The sequence below is a fragment of the Variovorax humicola genome (assembly GCF_037889915.1).
Taxonomy (GTDB): Bacteria; Pseudomonadota; Gammaproteobacteria; order Burkholderiales; family Burkholderiaceae_C; genus Variovorax; species Variovorax humicola.
Window position 1 is genome coordinate 78,124 of the sequence record NZ_JBBKZV010000009.1, and the last position, 22,285, is coordinate 100,408.

Genomic DNA, 22,285 nt, shown 5'->3' on the forward strand with positions numbered 1-22,285 from the left:
TCATGGAATCAATTTCTATCCGCAGCAGCGCCTAACCTTGGGCTGTGAGCACGCACAACCTGATCCGCGAAGGACGCAAACGTCTCAACATGAGCGAGCAGCAGTTTGCTGACGCGCTGGGGGTGAGTCGTGGCGCTGTACAGCAATGGGAAAAACCTGGAGGCACGGCGCCCAAGCGAACCAATCAGGCGAGAGTCGCCAGGCTCCTCGGCATCTCGATTGCGGAACTGGTGTCGGGCGTTTCCGCTGGCAGCCGCGGGGCCGACATGCGCGGTGAGGTGCCGCTTGTCTCCGAGGTCGAGGCAGGCAACTACACCGTCATCGACAACTTCAAGCCGAAGAAGCAATTCGAGACCGTCCCGGTCAGCGTGCCGATCCAGCGCCATACCTATGCATTGCGCGTGCATGGCGACAGCATGGTCAGCGAGGTCGGGGATTCCTTTCCACCCGGTTCCATCCTGGTCGTAGAGCCGGAGATGACGCCCGAGCCGGGCGACTATGTCATTGCGCTCAACGAAGCAAACGAAACGACGTTCAAGCAACTCGTGAAGGACGGCGGCGACTTCTATCTCAAGCCACTCAATACGCGCTATCCCATCAAGCCGCTCGACGGAGCACGGGTGATCGGTGTCGTCCGGGAATTCACCAAGCGATTCCGATAAAGACAGGGTCAAGAGGTCGCGCCCTATTGATAGATTTTGGCAGCAGTGCTAAGTTTTCTATCCGCCCTTTCGCGGCACCTGCGTCGGGTGAGCGAGGGTCGGTCGTAGAAGGATGGAAGACGATGGGACTTGCACGATCGCATGCAAGGCTCCGTTGGGAAATTTCGTGTGAGCGCCTGCGAAACGCATTGGCGCCGCCCAATGGGGCACCGGCAGCAACAGCCGACGAGCGAGCCATTGCCTTGCGAGCAGTGAAGGATTCCTTGAACGCGCTGGACAAGTCGTTCGGCATCACCGCATTCGCGGGCGACGGTGGCACGGACCCGCGAGAACTGGAAGCTGCGGAACAAGACCAGGACGAACCATGAACTGCGAAGCTGTCCATTGCTTCGATACGGCGACGGTCCGGTTCGCCATCTATCCCGACGGACTGGATGGACCGCGCATCCTCGGCGAGATCACGGAGGACGCCTTGCGGGATTTGTTCGGGGCGCGTGGCGGCCCTGACAGTCTTTTGGAGGCATGCGAGAGACACTTCGAGTTGATCGCGGCCACTGCCGTAATCCGACATCGCCTCAAGCCCAGGCAATCGATCAAACTTGAAACGATGGACTTTACATACCCCATCGATGACGTGGCAATCCAGGGCATCTGAGGCGGGCGCAAGGCCTGGAATGCCTCACCACCGATGGACACTTCCAAGCTCTCCCGCGCCCACTGCATGGCCCGGCTTGCAACCCGCCTCGGCGGCACCTCGACTATTGATTGGCCATGAAGCCTGCGCACTGCGGTGCGGCTGATGCTCGGCACGCGCCGTCCACATCTTCGAAGCGCCGCGAGCAACCGCCGCGGCCAGGATTGGGCTGTTGCGGCAACGAAGCAAAAGTCTAAGGTGCAGTCCCGACAGACTTGCTGACGTATCGGGTCAGCAGCTGGATCTGCGCGTCGCTCAACGACTTGAAGGCCGGCATCGGCCCCATGCCGTTGCGTACAGCCTTTTCGATGCGCTCGGCATCGGGACGCAGATCATCCAGGTCCGGCCCGACTGCGCCTGTCGCGCCAGCATCCTTCAGCGCATGGCAAAGCGCGCAAGCCGGCGCCGGCGGCGCTCCGACGGAAAAGAGCTTTCGCCCTTCCTCCATGTCCGCGCCTTTCTGCTGAGCGCTTGCATGCTCCGCCGCCTGCGAGCCCGCAAGAAACATGACAGCGCCGACGATCAAGCCCCGCCTTCGGCCCCTCATGCTACGGTCACGGTGACTGCGTGGTCGCGCCAGCTTGAGTTCAGGTAGCCGGCCTTGTTCTCGACGCGGTTCTCGACCTGAACGTTGCCCTTCACATCGGTGATCCGGCTCATCAGGACGTGGCTCCCTGGAGAAAGCTTGACCGGCAGTTCGAATTCCCGCCATGCGTAGCGGCCGAGATCGGGACCCACCAGCTTGGCGCGGTTCCATGACACACCACCGTCGGTAGAGACGTCGACGCTGCGCACCGCGTTGACTCCCCCGAAAGCGACACCCTGGATCGTGAGCTCGCCTGCATGGCCCCCCTGCAAGCCCGGATTGTCTGCGAGCGGAGAGTTGATCCAGGACTTCGGAGGCATCTGCCACACGGACGGATCTGTGGGACGCATCGAAGCTTCCGAGGCAGCGGTCATCCGGTAGTCGGTCTGCTGTATCGACGCGTCGCTCTCCTGCGCGGTGAAGGCCAGGTGCTTCACGTATTTCACGCTGTTGACGCCCGTGAAGCCCGGGACGATCAAGCGCAGGGGCCCTCCGTGCGCAAGCGGGATGGGTTCTCCGTTGAGCTCCCAAGCGAGGATCGCATCTTCCATTGCCGCGATCGGCACGCTGCGCTCGACGCGGGCCTTCGGATCGATGCCGGCGGCAAGCACTTCGCCGCCGGTGCCAGTCATGAACTTCATGCCTTGGCGCACCCCTCCCAGCGAATGCGCGAGTTCGCGCACCGGCACGCCGGACCACATGACACAACCGGCGGCACCAACCTGCCAGGGGGTCCCGCTCGGCTTGGACGGGAACATGCCGCGCCCATTGCCGCTGCATTGAAGGACCATGGTCAACGTTTCGCTCCTCATCGCCTTCAGTTCGGCCAACGTGAACGACCGCGGCGTGCGAACGCCGTCGATCGAGACGACCCACGCGTCGGGCTTCGCCACGATGTCTGGCGAGGGCGGATTCAGGTTGTTGCGAACGTAGAGGTGTGCCACGGCAGTGACTGCACCGGTACCGGCCGCCCCGCGGCGCATCTCGATCGTGTTCGCACTGTGAACGATCATTGAACCGGCGTCCTTGAACGCCGCATAAGAGGGCAACGGACGCACGGCCGGAGCGGTTTGTGCAAAAGCAGTACCTAGCGGCAGCGTCGATGCCACGAGCGCTGACGCCGACTGGGCAAGCATGGCGCGACGCGCCAGGTCTGGGCGAACGGCCGCCGAATCAGGAATGCGATCGAAGATGGAGCTCATGGGCGGTCAGGTCCTCTTGGAAAGTTGGAAAGCTGCGCCTTGCACAGGGAGCGGCATCGTAGCCGGAATGACGCGACGGTTTCAACGGCGCGCGCGTTTCGGTTTCGGCAAACAGCGCCGCGTCTGCCCTATTGCGCGGCGGCGACGCTCGCAGCGGCGCCCGCCCCAGTCTCAATCTTCATGCCGGCCTGTCGCCACTCGGGGACACCGCCCCTGAACCAGTAGACACGGGTATAGCCCGCCTTGATCGCGGCGATGCTCGCCTTGTGGCTCTTCCAGCATTCCGGCCCATTGCAGCCGAAAATCAGTGGCGCATTCTTGTCTGCCCCAAGCGAGGCGATGTCGAAGTTGTCGACGCTGGCGTCGTAGTCGGGTTCCTTGGTCGACTTTTCGACATAGGGAATCAGCGTCGCGCCCGGGACGTGGCCCGCGTTGTATTCGAGATCGTTGCGAGTGTCGATGTAGCGTGCCCGGTGGACTGCCAGCATCGAGGCGACGGTCTGCGCATCCACCACTGTCGCTCCAGCAAGCGCGCGAGGCGTGAAGTAGCCAAGCGTCGAGACGTAGGCGTAGTCTCCTGCTTCGACACGGACCACCTTGGGCGCAGGCGCCGCATTGGCGACCGTTGCTGGCTGGCTCTGCATGGTCTCGGCGAGGTCGGCCCGCAGGGCGTCCGGCATCAGCTTGGCCACGTCCCTTATCGCGATGCCCATTCCGGGCGCAGTCTGCGTCTGGAAAATGACCTTGACCTTGGTCCCGACGGAAAGCCATCGGTCGACCGTGGCGCGCTCGACGCCCACGACGTCGCAGCGCTTCATCTGCAGACAGACCAGCAGCGCGTCCTGGTAGCGTGAGGTGTAGACATCCTTGAAGTGCCGCTGGATGGTCGTGTTGGCCGCGACCGTCTCCCCGCGCAGCAGATAGGTCACGAGACTGTCCTGCTGCGGCAGACCGAGGTGCGCTCCCTTGGCCTGATCGAATGTCGAGATTGCACTATCGGACAGCGTGACCAGCACGGCCTGGGAGCGCATGTCGACTCCAGCGACCGGAACGTAGCCGTAGCGCAAGGCCGCGCCGATCAGGTGGGCAGGTCCAACGACCACGTCGGGAACGCGGGCGCGCGTGGAACCCAAGTCGCCGGCCATCTCCTTGGTGTCCAGCACGGCGAAGTCGCCATAGCGCTGCTTGCGCAGCGCCTGCTCGACTGCGCCGCGCCATATGAGCATCGTGGCGGTGCGCGACTGTTCGCCCTGATCGCCCGCATTGACCAGTATCTTCAGGCCTGCCGCGGATGCAGACGGGGTGACCGGGGACGGCGAGGCAGCGATGGCCGCACTCGAAAGTCCAAATGCCGCAGCGGCTGCGGCTGCGGCTGCGCAGCTGACGCCGGCGTGCGATCGGACGACGCCCCGGTCGCAGGACAAACTTGATGTCGAAAGACCAAACATATGCTTCGCCTACTTCCTATGACAAGATGTATCAACAAGTATGGAGATACGTGCGTGTCACGGGCAGGCGCGCGCAGAACTATTTGGCAATTCTGGACAGAAAATTTCCGCGCATTAATTCAAAAGAATTCAATTCTTCCAAGATAAAGCTTGGACCCTCGTTTTCGGGAGAGAACCATGGCGCTACGCGGGCGGCATTGAGGAGGTCGAGGGCTCCTATCCCTCCATCTCGCCCCGCTAATAATCTACTAAGCTCCCGTGCGCGCAGAATTTTCAGCCAACAAGCTTGCGCGACGCGGTGATTGGAGCGTCAAGACGGCCCGCGACTCGGGGGGGCCGCTGGGTAATGGATATGTCTTTATTGGATGGACAGGAATTGATGGTGTTGCACGACTTGGACTACACACCCGATGCGCTTGACGTGCGCATCAGCGAGCTGCTGGTGGCGACCGCCGACGGCTGCGATGAACTGATCGATCAATCCGTCGGCGAAGTGCTGCGCCTGCTGCGCGAGCACCTGCAGATGGACGTGGTGTTCGTCTCCGAATTTGTCGGCGGACGACGCGTCTTCAGGCGGGTCGAGGCCAAGCCGGCCAGCCGCGTGATCGAGGTGGGCGAATCGTCGCCTCTGGAAGAATCGTTCTGCCAGTATGTTGTCGAGGGACGGTTGCCCCGCCTGATGAACGACGTGGCCACGCATCCGAGCTTTGCGGACCTGCCGCCCACGCCCTTCCCTATCGGCGCGCACCTCAGCACGCCGATCGTGCTGGATGACGGCCGCGTCTACGGCACGCTGTGCTGCTTCAGCTTTGCACCCAACGAATCGCTGACGCAGCGCGACCTGCGCAAGCTTGAACTCTCGGCCCAACTCGCAGCCAAGAAGCTCAACGAGCAACGCGCGAAAACGACCGAGAAAGTCACCGCGGATTGGCAACTCGAGCCGAAAGGCGACGCGCCGCAACGCAGGCGCTGAGTTCGTCGCAGCGGCATTGCGAGCGGGCAAGCACCACGGCCATCATGCGCCTCGTCCAGTCGACCAAGCTCAATGGTCATGACCCGTATGCCTGCATCCGCGACGTGCTTGAGCGGCTGCCCTCTCAACCAGCGGGTCGCGCCGAGGAACGCCTACCTCACTGCCGGCGCCCGTCGGTCTTAGCCTGGACCCGCCCCCCTGCCTTCAAGTTCGCGGACATGGCCGCCACGAGCGGGCCGATCGCCGACGGCGGAAACGGCGACACGCTGCTGACGTTTATCTCGCACAGGACGTAGCGCTCCGGCTCAGTGGGTGTCGGCTCCCCGAACATGAAGTCGCAGTCCCACAGCATCGGTAGTTGCTCGTACGGAAGCCCTACGCGTTGCCTCAGCAGTTCGACCCACCGTGTCTCGAGCATTCGCCTGAGATACTGAAACTGCGGCAGGTCCGCCGCGTGGTACAGGCGCGGACCGACCGGCGGCGGGGGCTCGTCGCCGCGCGCAGGGCACAGCGCATTGATCGCCTGAAGGCCGAAGCCGGCCACCCGGTCCCCGACGAGATAGGCGCGCACCATTCCGTCCACCAGGCGAGGCTGCCATGTCTGGTCGATCATGTGCCCGCCGTTCGCGGGCTCGAAGTACGGCGCAAGACGCTGCAGCAGAGCCGGCATCCCCATGACTTCTTCTTCGCTGCCGCGCTGGGCATGCCGAACACGCAGTTGTGGCGATTCCGCGATGGCCTCGACCCGCCATACCCCGATGCCACTGGAGCCGCGGTACTGCTTGAGTACGCGGGCGCCCCCGCGCAGCCGTCCGGGCAGTTCCTCCGCCAGTTGATCGAGCGTATCGACACGCACCGCATCACTGCCGAAAGGCAGGTCGCAGACCTCCACAAGCACGTCTTTCGTGCCCATCCGCAGGATGGCGTCCGGGTGCGTGCTCACCAGGACACCGGCCTGCGCCAGGTCCCGCAGCATCGCGTCCAGCCGGTCTCGCCGCCGCCCACCCTCCATTGGGTTGCACCAGACAAGCACCCCGTCAAGACGGCGCAACTGCATGGCCACTTCATCCGCGAAGTCGTCGTGGTAGACGGCAGGCTCGGCGGATATGCCCGCCGCCCCGAAGGCGTCGAACAAGGCGACGAATCGGCTCTCGCCCGGGTCGGCGCGGTCTCGCATCGCACGGTCACCGGGGTAGAGCAACGCTACGGAAATCTGACGTGCCACAGGCATCTCCTCGGAGGGGGCGGACTGCTCAGTGCAAGTGCATGTGATGCACGTCCGGTACGTGCGCGTGGCCGTGCCGAATCGGTTTGTGTACGTGGGGGTGGCTGTGCGGACCAACCGGCATGGAATCGTGCACATGGTCATGATGGCCGTCATCGTGGGTATGGGCATGCTCATGCGCCTGCATTTCGTGCAGGTGTTCGTGCGCGTGAGCCTCGGCCAGGTGAACCACGACGCCGGCCATCATGAGCACTGCCCCGATCGCCGTACCCCAGCCGCCGGTACGGTCCCCCAATGCAATGGCGATGGCCGCGCCGATGAAAGGTGCGAACGCGAAGACCGAGCCGGTGCGGGCGGCGCCAAAGGCACGTTGAGCCAGGAGGTAGAAGCGCAGGCTGAGGCCGTAGCCCGTGGCCCCCACGGCAAGCAGCCCGGCAAAGGCACCCCAGGGTGGCAACTGCTCGCCAAACAGCAGGGCCAGCACCATCGAGCCGGCCGCGCCGAGCACTGCCTTGCCCAGCACCACCTGGCCCGGATCGCGGTCGGCCAAGCCGCGCGACAGAGTGTTATCCACGCCCCAAGCCGCGGTTGCCACCACCACGGCCAGCAGGCCCGGCAGATGCGTCTGGCCGCCGCCGCGTTCCTGGTCCAGCACCAGCAGCACCCCGCCGGCCAACAGGAAAAGCATGGCGGTCCACACCCGCCGGTCCATGACTTCCCGGTAGAGCAGGCGTGCCAGCAAGGCGGTGAACAGCGCTTCCATGGTCAACATCAAGGTGGCGCCGGTGCCCCCCGTATGTTGCAGGCCCCAAGCCAGGGCGACGGGCCCGACGAGCGCGCCGAAGGCCGCCATGGCCACGATGCGCGGAAGATCGGCGCGGGTCAACTGCGCCTCGCGCTCCGCCGGGCGCCGCAGCAGGCCGCCGACCAGGGCGGCGCCCGCGTAGAGGCAGGCGGCTGTGGTGAATGGGCCCGCGCGCTGGCCGAAGAACTGCAACAGCGGCGTGCTGGCACCAAACAGCAGGGCCGCCAGCAGGGCCAGCAAGCCACCGCGTAGCGCCGGCAGGGATATGGATTCGGTAGGCCGCACGATGCTGCTCCTTTTTCTCGATTTTCCCCCGAGGGCGATGCATCGGAATTGCGGAATTCAATCCCGCAAGGACAATGGGGCAGCAGCGGTTCGCGGACTCCTGCGATGAACGCGCAGAACCCGCATGCCTGCTTGACGGACGTGCTGGAGCGGTTGCCGACTGAGCCCGTCATCCGGGATTTGATTGCCGCATCGCCGGAAGCCTGCAGTCGGCCCGGCCACGTGCGCCTGGACTCCGCGGGGGCTGCATCCAACGGGCATCCAACCTGCTGGCATCAACTCTCTTCGCATCGCGGGCTCCGCCATGCCTTCGACTATCGTCGCGGAAAGCTTCCGAGCCCCTACAGCCCTGTGAACCGCCGGGCCAGGTGGTCGACCATTGCGCGAACTCGGGTCGGCACGTGGCGCCCGCTTGGCATGACCGCACTGATCGGCACCGCCTCGCCTTCGTAGTCCCCGAGCAAGCGAACCAACCGTCCTTCCCGAAGATCAGCCGCAACGTCGACGCTGGCCTTGTAGGCGACGCCTTCGCCTCTTACGGCCCACTGGCGCACCAGCAGGGAGTCTGCGCACAGGGCGGGCTTGACGACAACGGTCTCGCAAGCGCCTTGCGGTGAAACAAAGCTCCATTGGACCTTGGGCTGATCGCGCGACAGCCATGCAAGGCAGCGATGGTTTGAAAGGTCGGCCGGGCACAGCAGCGGCGCTGATCGCTCCAGGTACTTCGGAGAGGCGACGAGAACGCGGTGCGACCGAACCAGCAAGCGACTGACCATCGACGAGTCTCTCAATTCACCGTATCTGACTGCAATGTCCACTGCTTCACGCGGCAGATCGTGCATCCGGTCACCGACACGCAGGGTCACCACAAGCCGCGGATGCATCCTTGTGTAGTCGCCGATCCAGGCCGCCAAGAACTGGGCGCTGGTGTCCGTGGGGGCGGCAATATGGATGCGACCTTCGACCGCACGGGCGTCTTGGCGAAGGAGGCTTTGTCCAAGCGTCCAGGCCGAGGTCATCGTGTCGCAGGTCTGCAGGAAGCGCTCTCCCTCCGGGGTCAGGTGCAGCGCCCGGGTCGTGCGTTCGACGAGGCGCACGCCGAGTTCTTCCTCGATTCGCTTGAGCCTTGCACTGACCGAGGCGGGCGACTGATCCAACTGCCGGGCGGCCTCGCTCAACGACTGTGCGTGTGCGACACGAAGGAACAGCCTGAGATCATCAAGGTGCATGATCCATTATGCGGCCCCCCCCCCGCAGCCGCCGCGCCCTCGATCGAAGCTCAGGAGCCCGGTGTTCCCGGTGCCTCCGGCCGGAACCGATAGATCCGGTAGGGAGGCCCATTGTTCGGCTTGCCGGTCGGGGTCGCGTTGCTCTGGAACGCGCCGGTCTGGATCAATTGCGCAGCGCCGGAGTACATGAAGCCGTCCGAGATATACGTCACGCCATCCGGCCAGATCATGTCGGGGTTTGAAACGTATCTGCGATATTCCCGCGTATCCGCCGGGATGATGCCGATAGCGTGGTTGCCGACTTCGGTCAGATAGAGATTGTTCTTTGCGTCGATGGTCAGTCCGCCGTTGTAGGGCTTGTTCGCATAGAACTCGATCCGGGCGGACAACTGCGCATCGCTGAGACTCGTGTCCAGCAGATCGGTCATGCGCACCCTGTACATCTCGTAGCCGCTGAGCGGTGCAAAGTACAGCCACTCCTGGCGGTGATCCAGGGCAATGCCATCGACCCCCACCCGCAGCCCCCAGGACGCTGCGGATTGGCCTGCCTGCGCCCTCCATCGGATCGGGTCCGTGTTCGGTGCCATGTGCGGATCGCCTTGCAGCAATCGGCGGCTCTTGCCCGTCGCGATGTCGCTGACGACCAGGGCAGCATTGCTGCCCACGCCGTTCGAGGCTTCGCCGATTGCCTCGTCCGCATCAACCAGCACGCCGTGCTTCAGATCGATCGCGAAGTCGTTGTGCTGAGATTGCGGAATGGTCACCGCGTCGAGATCGATCACCTTGTGCAGCTTGTTCGACTTGGTGTCCCAGCCCACGTACTTGGCATGCAGCGCGGCCGGCCTGGGATGCGCCGGATCCGCTCGGTCGGTCGATTTAGCGGAATCGAGAATCCACAGGATTCCGTTCGCATCCGCATGGAAGCCGAGGACCCAGTCGATACAGAAGTCGTACCGGCCATTGACCGGCGGCAGGAAGCTGCCATCGGCATTCCGGCAGCTCTGCAGCAGCCCTGAGCCTGCAGGAGGATATGGCGTGCTCGACTTGCGATCCGCGTTCAGCGTCGCGACCTGCACCGAAGTCGGCGTCAGGTAGAAGGGGTGGTATCCGATGATCAGTTGGCCGTTCTTCATCTGAGTGATGGCGGCAATCCCTGACTGGCTCAGTTCCGCGTAGACCTCCAGGCTTCCCTGGCCCGTTGGACTGTCGTGGGTGTCTGCACCGTACGCCATGAATGGCGAGGCCATTGCCAGGGCGAACGCGATGGCAGCCGCAGATCCGAGAGGCATTCTCATAGGCATTGTTGTCTCCGTCGTTGTCTTGGCGGCTTGCGCCGGGCGCCTGAACCGATCAGGCCCGTCGAAATGTTGATCCCGGACACTGGACACCGCAATGCCAATGCCGAGAAAACAGTTGTTGGAAATCATTGAAGGTGGCGAACCGGAGCGGCGCCCCGAACGCGCATCGATGACGCGGCGACACGCCTGGACGTGGCGGCTTCAAGATTTTCTTGAAGGTGTTTTCGCATCGTTGGACTTGCCGGACCCTCAGGCACCGAACACGATCACTCCGGAATCCCATTCATCAACAACGGAGACAGAAATGACGATCATCCTTCACCGGCTACGGGCTGGTCCGGCGATGTGGTGCGCGCTGTCCGTAAGCGTGTCGCTCCTCGTCGGCAGCACAAGTGCACTGGCGGCAGATCCGATCAAGATCGCGGTGTCCGGGCCCTTCACCGGGGGGTCGTCGTCGATGGGCGTCAGCATGCGCGATGGCGTGCGCCTCGCGATCGACGAGATCAACAAGAGCGGCGGCGTGCTCGGCCGCCCGATCATCGCGGTCGAGCGCGACGACGAGGCGAAGAACGAGCGCGGCGTGCAGATCGCGCAGGAGATGATCAACAAGGAGAAGGTCGTCGCCGCGGTCGGCTACGTCAACACCGGCGTCGCACTGGCGTCGCAGCGCTTCTACCAGGAAGCGAAGATCCCGGTGATGAACAACGTCGCGACCGGTTCGGTGATCACGCACCAGTTCAACACGGAACCCGAGAACTATGTCTTTCGCAACGCCGCGCACGACAGCATCCAGGCGCCAATGATCGTCGAGGAGGCCATCACGCGCCGCGGCTTCCGGAAGGTCGCCATCCTCGCCGATTCGACCAATTACGGCCAACTGGGCCGCGAGGATCTGGAAAAGGCGCTGAAGGCCAAAGGCGTCACGCCAGTGGTAGTCGAGAAGTTCAACATCAAGGACGCGGACATGACGCCGCAGTTGCTCAAGGCCAGGGAGGCCGGCGCTGAAGCGGTCTTGACCTATGGAATCGGACCCGAGCTGGCGCAGATCGCCAACGGCATGGCCAAGCTCGGCTGGAAGGTGCCGATGATCGGCAGCTGGAGCCTCTCGATGGCCAACTACATCGACAATGCCGGGCCCAACGGAGAAGGCGCACGCATGCCCCAGACCTTCATCCAGGAATCGACGAACCCGAAGCGCGAGGCTTTCATCGCCAGCTACCTGAAGACCTACAAGCCGAAGAACGACCGCATCGATTCGCCGGTGTCGGCCGCGCAGGGCTACGACTCGATCTACTTGCTGGCTGCCGCGATCAATCAGGCCGGCGGCACCGAGGGGTCGAAGATCAAGGCCGCGCTGGAGGACCTCCGGACGCCGGTCGATGGAATCGTCATGACATATGTGCGGCCGTTCTCCAGCAACGACCATGAAGCCATCACGGCGAGCATTCCGGTGTTCGGCGAAGTCAAGGGCGGGCGCGTCATCTATGCCTACCCGGAAGACCGGAAGAAGGCGTCAGTCGTCCAGGCCAGGAAGTAAGCGGGGGCACGTCCTCGCCGAGCTCGTCTTCAGCGGCGTCGCGCTGGGGATGATTCACGCCGCTGGCGCCACGCGCGCCGGAGGGCCGTCCGGCCGCCTTCTGCCGGCGCGAAACTCAACGAGCCGGGACGCGCTGTCGAAGTCGCGTGCTTCCCGAGCAACTGCCTGCAGACCGCGCCCGAGTCGCTTCAGGCAGCCTCTACCGCAGCTATCGCGTCGTGGCCAGCGCATCCGCCATGTATGAATCGAGGTCAGTGATGGGATGCCAATTGTCCCAGGGACAGCATTGCGACGAGGTCTGTCGCACTTGCTTTTCAGGTCTGTCGCCGACGCAACGTTCTTCATCACTCGCGCACAGCGCGACGGTATCCATGCGATTCTTCATCAGTGTCTCCTCAGTTCAAGAAAATTGCACGCACGACGTGCCTTCGGGCTCTATGTGCCAACTTGCCGCATCACGTCGCTGAATGGCTGCGCATCTCCTGATTGGGGATTGAGCAGTTGGGTTGACTTTAGGGATTGCGATGCTCCGGCACTTCGCAATGCGCGTCGTGAATTTCGCTTCTCATGCCAGGATATGGCGCGCCGCACGCCCAGGACCCAGCCAGCGTTGAGCAGCAGGCGACCCCGCATATGCGTTGAATGAGCGATACGGGCGAAGCCTTCGCGTGGTGGGGTGGCGTGCGCCGGACACCCGCTCGGTCATCGGGCGCATGAACATCCCACTGGTTTGAAACGACAATAAACATCACACCGATGCCTCAGGTACGCTGCATGAAACGAGGCGGGCGCTTTTCGACTCCTTTTCCATGAAGCGGCCGCCGCCGCGCACACGCGATGCTGCAAACCCTGGCCATCACCGGCCCGATCTACCTCGTCATCGCGCTCGGTTTTCTGGCCGGGCGCTTCGGCATCTTCAGCAAGCTGGACATGCGCGTGCTCGGCACCTACGTCGTCAGGTTCGCGCTTCCGGCGCTGGTGTTCACGGCCCTCTCGCAGCGCCCGGTGAGCGAGGTCATGAACGGGCGCTATGTCCTGGGCTATGCCGTCGGCTCGCTGACCGTGATGTTGGCCGCATTCGGCTGGGGCTGGCGCTGGCAGGGCAAGAGCTTCACCTTGAGCGCGCTGTGCGGGCTCGGCGTGTCGAGCTCGAACAGCGGATTCATCGGCTACCCGATCGCCATCCTGGTGGCCGGCCCAGCCTCCGCGGCGGTGGGCCTGGCGATGTGCATGCTGGTGGAGAACCTGCTGATGATTCCGCTCACGCTGGTGATGGCGGACAGCGGCCACGCGGGCGGTGGCAGGTGGTATCGCATCCTCGTGCAGTCGCTGATCCAACTCGCCCGCAACCCGGTGATCCTGGCAATCGTGGGCGGCTTCGTCGTGTCGCTGACCGGGATCCCGATCACCGGCGTGCTGGCGCGCACGATCAACATGCTGGCAATGTCGTCGGCGGCGGTGTCCCTTTTCGTCATCGGAGGCACGCTGGTCGGATTGAAGACCAAGGGCATGCGGCGCGACGTGACGGCCATCGCCCTCGGCAAGCTGATGCTGCACCCGCTGGCGGTCGGGCTGATGATGTGGCTCGTGCCGCCGGACGATCACACCCTTCGTGCCGCGGCCGTGGTTTTCGCCGCCACGCCAATGCTCAGCATCTATCCGATTCTGGCGCAGAAGTACGGCTTCGAGGACATGTGCGCCGCGGCGCTGTTGCTCGCGACCGTGCTGTCGTTCCTGACGATCAGCGTCATCCTGTGGTTGCTGGGGCCGATCCTGGGCTGGGCCGCGTGACGCGGCGCTACGCGCTCAGCCGGCCAGGACGACGACGCCGTCGGCGGCGCGCACGCCCTGCCCCTTGGGCAGGACGAAGATCGGGTTGATCTCGGCCTCGACGAGGCGATCCCCCAGCTGTGCCGCCATCTCCGAGAAAGCGACGATGGTGCCCACCAGTGCTTCGACGTCGGCCTTTGGCCGGCCACGGAAGCCGTTCAGCAGCGGCCAGGTCTTGAGGTCCTGCGCCATGCCGAGCGCTTCCTCGGGGCTCAAGCCGCCTTCTGAAGGCAACAGACGCATCGTGGTGTCCTTGAAGAGTTCAGCGGTCACCCCGCCCATTCCCAACAGGATCGCCGTACCCAGCACGTCGTGATGTACGCCCAGGATCAGCTCTGTTCCACCACTCACCATTTCCTGCACCAGGAAACGCTGCGGCCGCTCGCCGGTCTTGGCTTCGACCTCGGAGGCCATCGCCTGCAGGCGCGTGCCCACCGTCCCTGGCGCGAGGTTGACGGCAACACCGCCCACGTCGCTTTTGTGCGTGATCTCCGCAGACAGGATCTTCAGCACGACGCGCCCCCCCAGTTCATGCGCCGCGGCTTCCGCCTGCGCTGCAGTCGTCACCTCCACTTCGCGTGCGCAGGGTACGCCGAAGCGGGTGAAGAGCTGTTTGGCCTGCGCTTCGTCGAGGGAGCCGGCCGGCAGGTTGTCGACGTCCACCGTCTCTCTGAAAATGTTCGCCGGCGCAAGCGCCTGCCAGCGGTCGACCCTGAGCATGGCGCCGAGCGCTGCGGTGCAGCTCTCCGCGTCGGTAAAGGCGGGCACGCCACGCTGCGTGAGCAGCGCACCGACTTCGGGTGCGTGCGGGCTGACGTAGGCGATCACCGGCTTGTCGGAGCCGGGCAGGCAGTCTTCGATGGCGCCGGCCATCAGTTCGGGCATGGCCAGGCCGGACGATCCAACAATGATCGCGAGCGCGTCATAGCCGGGGCTCTTGAGGAGGACGTTGATGGCACCGCGCAAGAGGTCCGGCTGCAGGCCGGCCAACGTCACGTCGATGGGGTTGCGATCCAGCACGGCGTGGTCGCCCGTCTGCAACGCGCGCAGGGCCTCGGCCGTTGCGGCATCGGGAGCAGGCGTCTCGAAGCCCTGCATGCCCAGGTCGTCCGAGACCAGCGTGCCGGCCCCGCCGGTGGAGGTCAGGATGGCGATGCGTGGGCCGCGCAGCTTGCGGCCGGTAGCTAGCGCCACGGGGATGTCGAGCAGGTCACCAAAGCTCTGGGCGCGGATGACGCCCACTTGCCGGAACAAGGCGTCGTACATGCTGTCGGCACCGGCCATTGCGCCGGTATGCGACACAGCAGCCTTGGCGCCCGCCTCGGACCGACCGATCTTGAACGCGACCACCGGCTTGCCTGCACTCGCTGCCTTGAGCGCAGCGGCACGGAACTTTTCTGGGTTACGCACGGTTTCGATGTACAGCGCGATGACCTTGGTGGCATCGTCCTCGACCAGGTGGTCGATGAAGTCGGACAGTTCCAGGTCGACTTCGTTGCTGGTCGAGATCAGCTTGGACAGGCCAATGCCGCGCGCCGCCGCCCGTGAGAGCAGAGAGCCCAGGATGCCGCCGCTTTGCGACACCACGCCAATGCCGCCCGCGGGGAAGTGGTCCATCTCGAGCGCGCCGCTCGCGGACAGCACGATGTTGTCCGTGAGATTGACCAGGCCGATCGTGTTGGGCCCCAGGATGCGCATGTCGCCGGCCGCCTCGATCAGCTGTTGCTGGCGACGCGCGCCCTGCTCTCCCGTCTCGGTGTAGCCGCTCGCAAGGACGATCGCAGCGGCCGTCCCGCGTGCGGCCAGATCGCGTACCACTTGGTGCGCGCGTTCGGCACCGAGCAGCACGATGCCGACATCGGGGTTGTCCGGCAGCGAGGCAATGTCCGGATAGCAGGTCAATCCATTGATCGAATCGACCCGCGGATTGACCGGGTAGATGTCCCCTGTGAAGCCGTGCTTCTGCAGATAGGCAACGGGACGACCCGCGGTCTTGCTGGCGTCGGCCGATGCGCCGATCACCGCGACGCTGCGCGGCTTGAGAAGCCTGCCGATGGCATTCCTGGCAGTCATCGCATGGATGTCGATCATGTCGTTCATTGCGCCGACTCCTTCTTCGTGTCGCTCTTGGCCAGGAACGCCATCACCGATTCACGGTGTTCGGTGCTCGTGTAGCAGATGCCCTGGGCCTGGCTGCCCTGCGCGAACACCTGATGCGCGGAAAGCTCGAAGGTCTGATTGAGAATGGTCTTGCCCAGCGCGAGCGCGGTGGAAGAGCCCTTGCTCATCTCCGCAGCCCAACGCTGCGCGTCCGCGACCAGGTTGTCCGCATCGGAAGCTCGATCGGCGATGCCCAGGCGCAGAGCCTCTTCCATCCCGACCTGGCGACCGCTGAAGATCAACTCCTTGGCCTTTGACAGGCCCACGCGGCGCGGCAGGAAGTACATGCCGCCGCCGTCGGGAACGATGCCGCGATTGATGTATGACCAAGTGAAGCTGGCGGCATCGGAGGCGATGATGAAATCGCATGCCAGTGCCGTGTCGGCTCCGAGGCCCGAAGCCGCGCCATTGACGGCGGCGATGGTGGGCTTGGGCATGGTGTGCAACAGCGACTGGGTGTGGTGCACGCGCTGCTGGCGACTCCAGCCGTTGAAGCCCACCTCGCCGGCCGGCGCCTGCAAGCGGCGTTCCATGCCGGCCACGTCGCCGCCGGCGCAGAAGCCTTTGCCGCGACCGGTCAGCACCAGCGCGCGGATGCTTTTGACATGCGCCACGTGCTCAAGTGCAGCGATGAATTCGCAGCGCATTCCATCGCTCATGGCATTGCGCTTCTCGGGACGGTTCAACCACAGCGTGGCAATGCCGTCGGCAACTTCGAGTTGGATCAAATTGGAGTTCATTGGAGGGGTCCTGCTCATTCAATCGGTCGTGATGTGGTTTTCCTTGACCACCTTGCGCCAGCGCGCCTCCTCGCCCTTGGCGTACTTGTCGAAGTCCTCCGGCGATCCGCCGTTGATCACGAGCCCTTCGCTTTCCACCCGCTTCTTGAACGCGTCGGTCTGGATGGCTCTTTTGGCAGTCGCATTCAGCTTTGCGATGACATCGGCAGGCGTGCCGGCCGGTACATAGAGGCCATACCAGCTGTCGGCGACGTAGCCGGGTATCCCGCTCTCCGCGATGGTCGGAACCTTGGCAAGCGACGGTGAAGGCGAGCGCGTCGCCGTCGTCACGGCGAGGGCACGCAGCTTGCCGCTTTCGACAAAGTTGCTGACGGCCGCTGCCGTGGCAAACATGACATCGACCTGCCCGCCGAGCAAGTCGGTGATTGCCGGCCCTGCACCGCGATACGGGATGTGCGTCATGTCCGTCTTGGTCAGATTCTTGAATAGCTCGCCGGCCAAATGGGCAGAAGTGCCCGCACCTTGCGATGCGAAGGAGACCTTGCCGGGCTTGGCCTTTGCCGCGGCGATGACGTCGGCCACGGATTTGTAGGGGCTGTCGGCGCGCACGACGAGCACGTTGGGCGACACGCCGACGAGGATGACAGGGGCAAAGCCCTTCTCGTAGTTGTAGGGCAGCTTGGCTTGCAGGCTCGGATTCACCACATGCGCGACGGTCGCCATCACGAGGGTATAGCCGTCAGGCGCGCTCTTGGCGACGGCATCGGTTCCGATGATGGTTCCCGCGCCGGGTCTGTTGTCGATGATGACCGGCTGGCCCAGCTCCTTGCCCATGGTGATGCCCATGGTGCGAGCGACAAGATCGGTGCCGCCGCCGGGCGCGAATGGCACGACGATCTTGATGGGCTTGTCGGGAAAGGCCGCGCTCGCCGGCGTGGCGACAAGGAAGCTGGCTGCGCAAGCGCAGGACAGGAGAGCGGCCAGCTTGGCGCGGGCCAAGGTCAGGATGTTCTGCATGGATTTGTCTCCGGGTTGAAGGATGAAGTGCAAAGGGCTCTCGATGGCAGCGCTCCTGCGCTTGCTCTCATCGACAGACCGAGCTTAGGGAAAGAAGCCGTGGAGCACACCCCCCGATTTCCACTCCTTGGAATTGGTGCTACGGTGGAGACCATTGGCCTCCTACTTGACTCCAATGCCATCCTCTTCAAACCCCGCGACACGACGCAAACACCACGAAGAGCCGCTGCTCAACAGATCGCTGGTTCGGGGCGTCGACATCCTGAGGGCGTTTCGTCCGGGCGCCGACCTGCTGGGCAACGGCGAGATCGCAGAAAGAACGGGTCTTTCCCGAGCGACTGTCAGCCGACTCACCCAGACGCTGGTCGAGACGGGTCTGATCGAGCACGACCGCAGTCAGCGCGCATACCGGCTTGCAGCGCCCGTATTGAGCCTTGCACATGCCATGCGGGCCGGGTCCCCGGTGCTGAACGCGGTCGCCCCGTTGATGCGCACATTGGCCGAGAAGATGCGGATCAATGTCGGACTGGCAGTGGCGGACCGCGACGAGATGGTCTACCTCGAGTCGGTGCGCTACAACCGGCGCGTTGCGCTGAGGAACGTGGTGGCTGGTCAGCGCGTGCCCATGGAACTCACGTCGCTCGGCCGCGCCTACCTTGCTGTCGCACAGGAATCCGAGCGCAAGGCGCTGCTTGCCCGGTTCCGAGCCCGGCGCAAGGGCGATTGGAGCCGATTGAGGGAAGACATCAAGGCCGCAGCGCAAAGTGTCGAACAACGTGGCTACTGTGTCGCTTCGTGGCAGGCGGAGGTGATTGCCGTCGCAACGCCGTTGATGCTCTCCTCAGGCCAGATATACATCCTCAATGCAAGCGTAACCACCGCCGCGAGCATCCAGGAGATCGAGAAGGAACTGAGCAGTCCGTTGCTGGCGTTGCGCGAAAAGGCCAGCGCCATGCTCGGGATCTGAAGGCCCTTTGGGCGGCCTTGAATGGGCGATTGCGCTTTTCCTGCAATGTCGCAATTGGCTCTTCGTGGCCTGCGCAACAACTCGGATTCGCTGCCCAATCACGGACGGCGCTACCGCAGGCCGGCGCAACTTCAGCGCGTTCGCGAGTAGCGCGGCAAACCCGCTTGTCGACAGGCGGATGTCAATGTCTCAGTTGATGCGTTCATCGAGAGAACAGCACATGGCACCGTTACCCAGCGGTGGCGATGCGCAAGCAAGGCGCGCTGCCGATCGGACATGGGGTCGGGTGCAGCGGCCCGGCCCACGGTGCCGTCACGGCTCTACGAGGCAGAACGGCCGACCCTCGACACGCGCCCAAACGCAAGCTCGCAGGCACGCGACGACGATATCCCTTCGGACTGCCCGTGGCACACTCTTCACCAAGATGAGCATGATGTTCCCCTGCGCCGCAGGTTAGTATCGGCGCGCTATAGATTTTATAGCGCCCAGCTCTTTCTCACAGGGCATTTCAGCTGAACTCGGCCTCGAATTTGTCTTGACGATGCGCTTGAGCAACACGTCGCGCGAATCTCGCAGCGCAAGGCACCGGGCACCGATCGATGGACTCGACCCAAGGGCATCGCCGGCGCAGAATTGGCGATTCCGCTGCGTTCGAACGAGGAGAGGGCGATGAATTCGAAGCAGGTCACCCGGCGCCGCTGGAACGCCTGGATCGGCGCGAGCCTGGCGATCACTGCACTGCCATCCGGGGCGCGCGCGGACGAATTTCCGTCCAGAGCACGGCTCCAGCCTGGGTCAGCCCGTGATTGTCGATAACAAGCCGGGGGGCGGCGGCGTCATTGGGATGAGCGAGGTCACGCGGCTTCCAGCCGGTGGCTATACGCTGGTATTCCCATCCATCCTTGCCGTCACCAATCCCGCGCTAATGCGGGACTATTCGCTGGATACGCTGCGCGACTTTGCGCCGTTGACGGTGGTGGGTTTCATCCCTCACGCTCGCGGCTTCGACGTGCACGGCTGGTACGGACTTCTCTTGAAAGCGGGCACGCCCCCGCAGGTGATGGATCGGCGCTATGCGGAGGTCAAGGGTGCGCTCGACACGCAGGAGGTAGGCGAAGTATTCCGCGCGCAGGATATCGAGCCAGGAGGAATGACACCGGCGGAGTTCACGATGCTGGTCCGCGAAGACTTGGCCATGTGGAAGCGCACGATTGTGCAACTCGACATCACGCTGCAGTAGGCGGGCGTTCTTCATGCGCATGCTCAGTCCGGACGTCTGCCTTTGATGGGCGCGCCCCGTAGTGAGATAAGACTCGCATTGCCGGCGGCTGTCATCCACCCGCGAGAGTACGGCCATCGGCGGATGACATCGGGGCTATAGACCGTTGCGCTTCGACACCCCACAGTGCCCTCATGTGCTTGCGTCGGCACAAGGGGAACGAAAGCTGTGGCGGCTGAATTTCAGATCAAGAGCGAATCGCCTGTTGCGTCGGACTTGATGTTCTGGAGCGTGGCAGGGCATGAAGGGCTCTCTCGCGCGTCGTTCTATGAACTGACGGTGCTGTCCGAGAGCAGTTCCATCGCGGCCAAGGATATCCTCGGCCACGCATTCGACGTAGTCATCAAGTTCCAGGACAGCGAGAGCGCGGGCCATGAGCGCCATTGCCACGGTCACGCGACGCGCTTCATCCGCCTGAACAGCGTCGGGCGTTACTTCGAATACCGAATCACTTTGCGCTCGTGGTTCTGGCTTCTCACCAAGAGGACCAACTCGCGCATCCTGCAAGACAAGGCGGTGCTTGCGGTAATGGACGAGGTGCTCGAGGACAGCCCCATCAAGCGTCTCAAGAAACTCACGTCGAAGAACGTGATCGGCACGCACAAGCCGCACACCTATTGCGTGCAGTACCAGGAGAGCGACCATGCCTTCCTGTCGCGCCTGCTCGAAGAGGAAGGCATCTACTATTGGTTCGACGCGCACGATGCGGCGGGCGCGATGCACCTGTCTGACGCGATCGACCTGGCGCACGACAAGCTTCCGGCCGGGGGCACCCTGAATTTCGAGCCGCACGGCACCAGCGAGGCGCGCTACAACGAGGTCACGCGGTGGGCCAGCATGCGCCAGTTCGACAGCGGCAAGTTCGCCTCGCGCGACAACGACTTCAAGGTCGTCAGCAAGAAGCTCTGCGCCGACAAGGGCGACCCCGACTCGCACGAACTTGCCGACCTCGAGGCGTTCGAATTTCCCGGTGGCTACATCGATGGCGACGACACCGACAGCCTCGCCTCCGTGCGGGTCGACGAGCTGGTCGGCCGGCGCCAGCGGCATTGGGCCTTCACGCGCTGGCCCGACGTGGCTGTCGGCAAGCGCTTCGAATTCAAGGGTGATGCAGGCGGCGCACGTGACGGCGAGTACGTCATCGCCGGTTGCACCTTCGTTGCCAGCCACCCGGGCTACGAAGGGCTCAAGCCGACGGATGCCACGCGCTCGCTCGTCGCCGTGCTGCATGAAGTGCTGGACGACGATGCCGTCAATGCCGATTCGCGCGGGGCGTTCGCAGACCTGATCAACGAATTGCCGGAGCTGCGCGCAGGGGTCCCGGGCACCAGCGCCTTCCTGCTCACGGTGTTGCCCATCGACATGCACTGGCGTCCCCCGCGGCTGACGCCGCGAGCCCGCATGCCGGGGCCGCAGTGCGCCATCGTCGTCGGCAAGTCCGGCGAGGAGATCTGGACCGACCAATACGGTCGCGTCAAGGTGCAGTTCCACTGGGACCGCTATGGCAAGCGCGATGAGAACAGCTCGTGCTGGATCCGCGTGTCGCAGCCCTGGGCCGGCAAGGGCTGGGGCTCCGTGTCGATCCCGCGCATCGGACAGGAGGTGATCGTCGATTTCCTCGAAGGGGACCCCGACCAGCCGATCATCGTCGGGCGCTTCTACAACGGCGAAAGCATGCCACCCTACAACTTGCCGGGCGATGCGGTCGTCAGTGGCCTGAAGACCAACACGCACAAGGGCAAGGGCTACAACGAGATGTCGATGAACGACACGGCCGGCAAGGAGGGCATCACGATCCACGGGCAGTACGACATGAACACCACCGTGGAGCACGACCAGACCAGCACGATCAAGAACGACAAGACCAACACGGTCAAGAACAAGTTCACCGAGACCATCACCAGCGACACGAAGATCACTGTCGAGAGCGGCACCTACACCCACGACGTCGCGGGCAATGCGGCCAGCTACCATGTTAAGGGGCCGCTGATGGAGAGCTACGACAGCATCCAGACGACGGTCGTCAAGAACAACATCACCACGGTTTCGACGGGCGGCGCCATTGCCATCGCGTCGGATACGCAGCACATCTACATCCATGCGGCGACCAGCATCCAGCTGCACGTCGGCGCCAGCATGATCTGGATGGACAGCGGCGGCCAGATCAAGATCAAGGGCGTGAACGTGGCGATCGAGGGCTCGTCCATCGTCACGATCAAGGGCGGCATCGTGCATTCCGAGGCCGAGAACGAAAACCAGACCACCGGCGCCATCGTGCTGTCGCAAGCCAAGGGCAGCAACACGATCGTCGGCAACATGGTCATGCTGAACCCGTGACCGGAAGGCGG

General features: G+C 63.9%; 19 protein-coding genes and 1 pseudogene. 9 read left to right on the forward strand and 11 right to left on the reverse strand.

All coding sequences use genetic code 11. The features are described from left to right. Nucleotides 1–44: 44 nt before the first annotated feature. Together WKW80_RS16660 and WKW80_RS16665 are read left to right on the forward strand one after the other, a co-directional pair. Entirely contained in the window at nt 45–662 is a 618-nt protein-coding gene (locus WKW80_RS16660) for a LexA family protein (protein ID WP_340364681.1), read from the forward strand. A 364-nt stretch (nt 663–1,026) separates the two neighbouring features. Next, nucleotides 1,027–1,317, forward strand: a complete 291-nt coding sequence (locus WKW80_RS16665; RefSeq protein ID WP_340364682.1) for a hypothetical protein — start codon at nt 1,027–1,029, stop codon at nt 1,315–1,317. A gap of 232 nt (nt 1,318–1,549) precedes the next feature. Here the strand turns inward: WKW80_RS16665 and sorU are convergent, their stop codons facing one another. The 3 genes from sorU to WKW80_RS16680 all read right to left on the reverse strand — a co-directional run bounded on the left by sorU (nt 1,550) and on the right by WKW80_RS16680 (nt 4,370). Continuing rightward, nucleotides 1,550–1,882, reverse strand: a complete 333-nt coding sequence (gene sorU, locus WKW80_RS16670; RefSeq protein ID WP_422822917.1) for a SorU family sulfite dehydrogenase c-type cytochrome subunit — start codon at nt 1,880–1,882, stop codon at nt 1,550–1,552. 17 nt (nt 1,883–1,899) lie between these two features. Then, nucleotides 1,900–3,144 (reverse strand): SorT family sulfite dehydrogenase catalytic subunit, encoded by a 1,245-nt coding sequence (gene sorT / locus WKW80_RS16675; protein WP_340364683.1) that lies wholly within the window; start codon nt 3,142–3,144, stop codon nt 1,900–1,902. Between the two features lie 128 nt (nt 3,145–3,272). Further along, a complete protein-coding gene (locus WKW80_RS16680) occupies nt 3,273–4,370 on the reverse strand; it encodes a rhodanese-like domain-containing protein (RefSeq protein WP_340364684.1) in 1,098 nt (365 codons plus the stop codon). Between the two features lie 574 nt (nt 4,371–4,944). Here WKW80_RS16680 and WKW80_RS16685 point away from each other — a divergent pair. Beyond that, a complete protein-coding gene (locus tag WKW80_RS16685; RefSeq protein WP_340364685.1) occupies nt 4,945–5,565 on the forward strand; it encodes a GAF domain-containing protein in 621 nt (206 codons plus the stop codon). 44 nt (nt 5,566–5,609) lie between these two features. After that, nucleotides 5,610–5,675 (forward strand): annotated as a pseudogene (locus tag WKW80_RS37325) (transposase domain-containing protein); the annotation flags it as partial. 47 nt (nt 5,676–5,722) lie between these two features. Here WKW80_RS37325 and WKW80_RS16695 read toward each other — a convergent pair. The 4 genes from WKW80_RS16695 to WKW80_RS16710 all read right to left on the reverse strand — a co-directional run bounded on the left by WKW80_RS16695 (nt 5,723) and on the right by WKW80_RS16710 (nt 10,536). Continuing rightward, nucleotides 5,723–6,790 carry a Cj0069 family protein gene (locus tag WKW80_RS16695; protein WP_340364686.1) on the reverse strand — a complete coding sequence of 356 codons (1,068 nt, stop codon included), beginning with the start codon at nt 6,788–6,790 and terminating at the stop codon, nt 5,723–5,725. Between the two features lie 28 nt (nt 6,791–6,818). After that, nucleotides 6,819–7,835, reverse strand: coding sequence for a DMT family transporter (locus WKW80_RS16700; RefSeq protein WP_340364687.1), 1,017 nt, complete (start codon nt 7,833–7,835; stop codon nt 6,819–6,821). A 386-nt stretch (nt 7,836–8,221) separates the two neighbouring features. After that, nucleotides 8,222–9,109, reverse strand: a complete 888-nt coding sequence (locus tag WKW80_RS16705; RefSeq protein WP_340364688.1) for a LysR family transcriptional regulator — start codon at nt 9,107–9,109, stop codon at nt 8,222–8,224. A 50-nt stretch (nt 9,110–9,159) separates the two neighbouring features. Beyond that, a complete protein-coding gene (locus WKW80_RS16710; protein ID WP_340364689.1) occupies nt 9,160–10,536 on the reverse strand; it encodes an L-dopachrome tautomerase-related protein in 1,377 nt (458 codons plus the stop codon). 214 nt (nt 10,537–10,750) lie between these two features. On the opposite strand from WKW80_RS16710, the gene WKW80_RS16715 reads away from it, so the two are divergent. Further along, nucleotides 10,751–11,944 (forward strand): ABC transporter substrate-binding protein, encoded by a 1,194-nt coding sequence (locus WKW80_RS16715; protein ID WP_340364811.1) that lies wholly within the window; start codon nt 10,751–10,753, stop codon nt 11,942–11,944. A gap of 208 nt (nt 11,945–12,152) precedes the next feature. Here WKW80_RS16715 and WKW80_RS16720 read toward each other — a convergent pair whose 3' ends face one another. Beyond that, nucleotides 12,153–12,329, reverse strand: coding sequence for a hypothetical protein (locus WKW80_RS16720; protein ID WP_340364690.1), 177 nt, complete (start codon nt 12,327–12,329; stop codon nt 12,153–12,155). 452 nt (nt 12,330–12,781) lie between these two features. Here WKW80_RS16720 and WKW80_RS16725 point away from each other — a divergent pair, with 452 nt between their 5' ends. Continuing rightward, entirely contained in the window at nt 12,782–13,735 is a 954-nt protein-coding gene (locus WKW80_RS16725) for an AEC family transporter (protein ID WP_340364691.1), read from the forward strand. Nucleotides 13,736–13,750: 15 nt separating this feature from the next. Here WKW80_RS16725 and WKW80_RS16730 read toward each other — a convergent pair whose 3' ends face one another. From WKW80_RS16730 to WKW80_RS16740, 3 genes are read right to left on the reverse strand one after another with little or no spacing between them, the layout of a single operon-like run. Beyond that, nucleotides 13,751–15,847: an acetate--CoA ligase family protein gene (locus WKW80_RS16730; RefSeq protein WP_340364812.1), complete on the reverse strand. Its 2,097-nt coding sequence runs from the start codon at nt 15,845–15,847 to the stop codon at nt 13,751–13,753. 23 nt (nt 15,848–15,870) lie between these two features. Further along, nucleotides 15,871–16,674: an enoyl-CoA hydratase/isomerase family protein gene (locus tag WKW80_RS16735; protein WP_340364692.1), complete on the reverse strand. Its 804-nt coding sequence runs from the start codon at nt 16,672–16,674 to the stop codon at nt 15,871–15,873. Nucleotides 16,675–16,692: 18 nt separating this feature from the next. Beyond that, on the reverse strand, nt 16,693–17,691 hold the full coding sequence (locus WKW80_RS16740; RefSeq protein ID WP_340364693.1) for a tripartite tricarboxylate transporter substrate binding protein: 999 nt from the start codon (nt 17,689–17,691) through the stop codon (nt 16,693–16,695). Between the two features lie 175 nt (nt 17,692–17,866). Here WKW80_RS16740 and WKW80_RS16745 point away from each other — a divergent pair, with 175 nt between their 5' ends. The 3 genes from WKW80_RS16745 (at nt 17,867) to WKW80_RS16755 (ending at nt 22,274) form a co-directional block, all read left to right on the forward strand. Continuing rightward, nucleotides 17,867–18,658: an IclR family transcriptional regulator gene (locus WKW80_RS16745; protein ID WP_340364694.1), complete on the forward strand. Its 792-nt coding sequence runs from the start codon at nt 17,867–17,869 to the stop codon at nt 18,656–18,658. A gap of 844 nt (nt 18,659–19,502) precedes the next feature. Further along, nucleotides 19,503–19,898 (forward strand): type 2 periplasmic-binding domain-containing protein, encoded by a 396-nt coding sequence (locus tag WKW80_RS16750; RefSeq protein ID WP_340364695.1) that lies wholly within the window; start codon nt 19,503–19,505, stop codon nt 19,896–19,898. Between the two features lie 258 nt (nt 19,899–20,156). Further along, nucleotides 20,157–22,274, forward strand: a complete 2,118-nt coding sequence (locus tag WKW80_RS16755) for a type VI secretion system Vgr family protein (protein WP_422822920.1) — start codon at nt 20,157–20,159, stop codon at nt 22,272–22,274. Nucleotides 22,275–22,285: the final 11 nt, after the last annotated feature.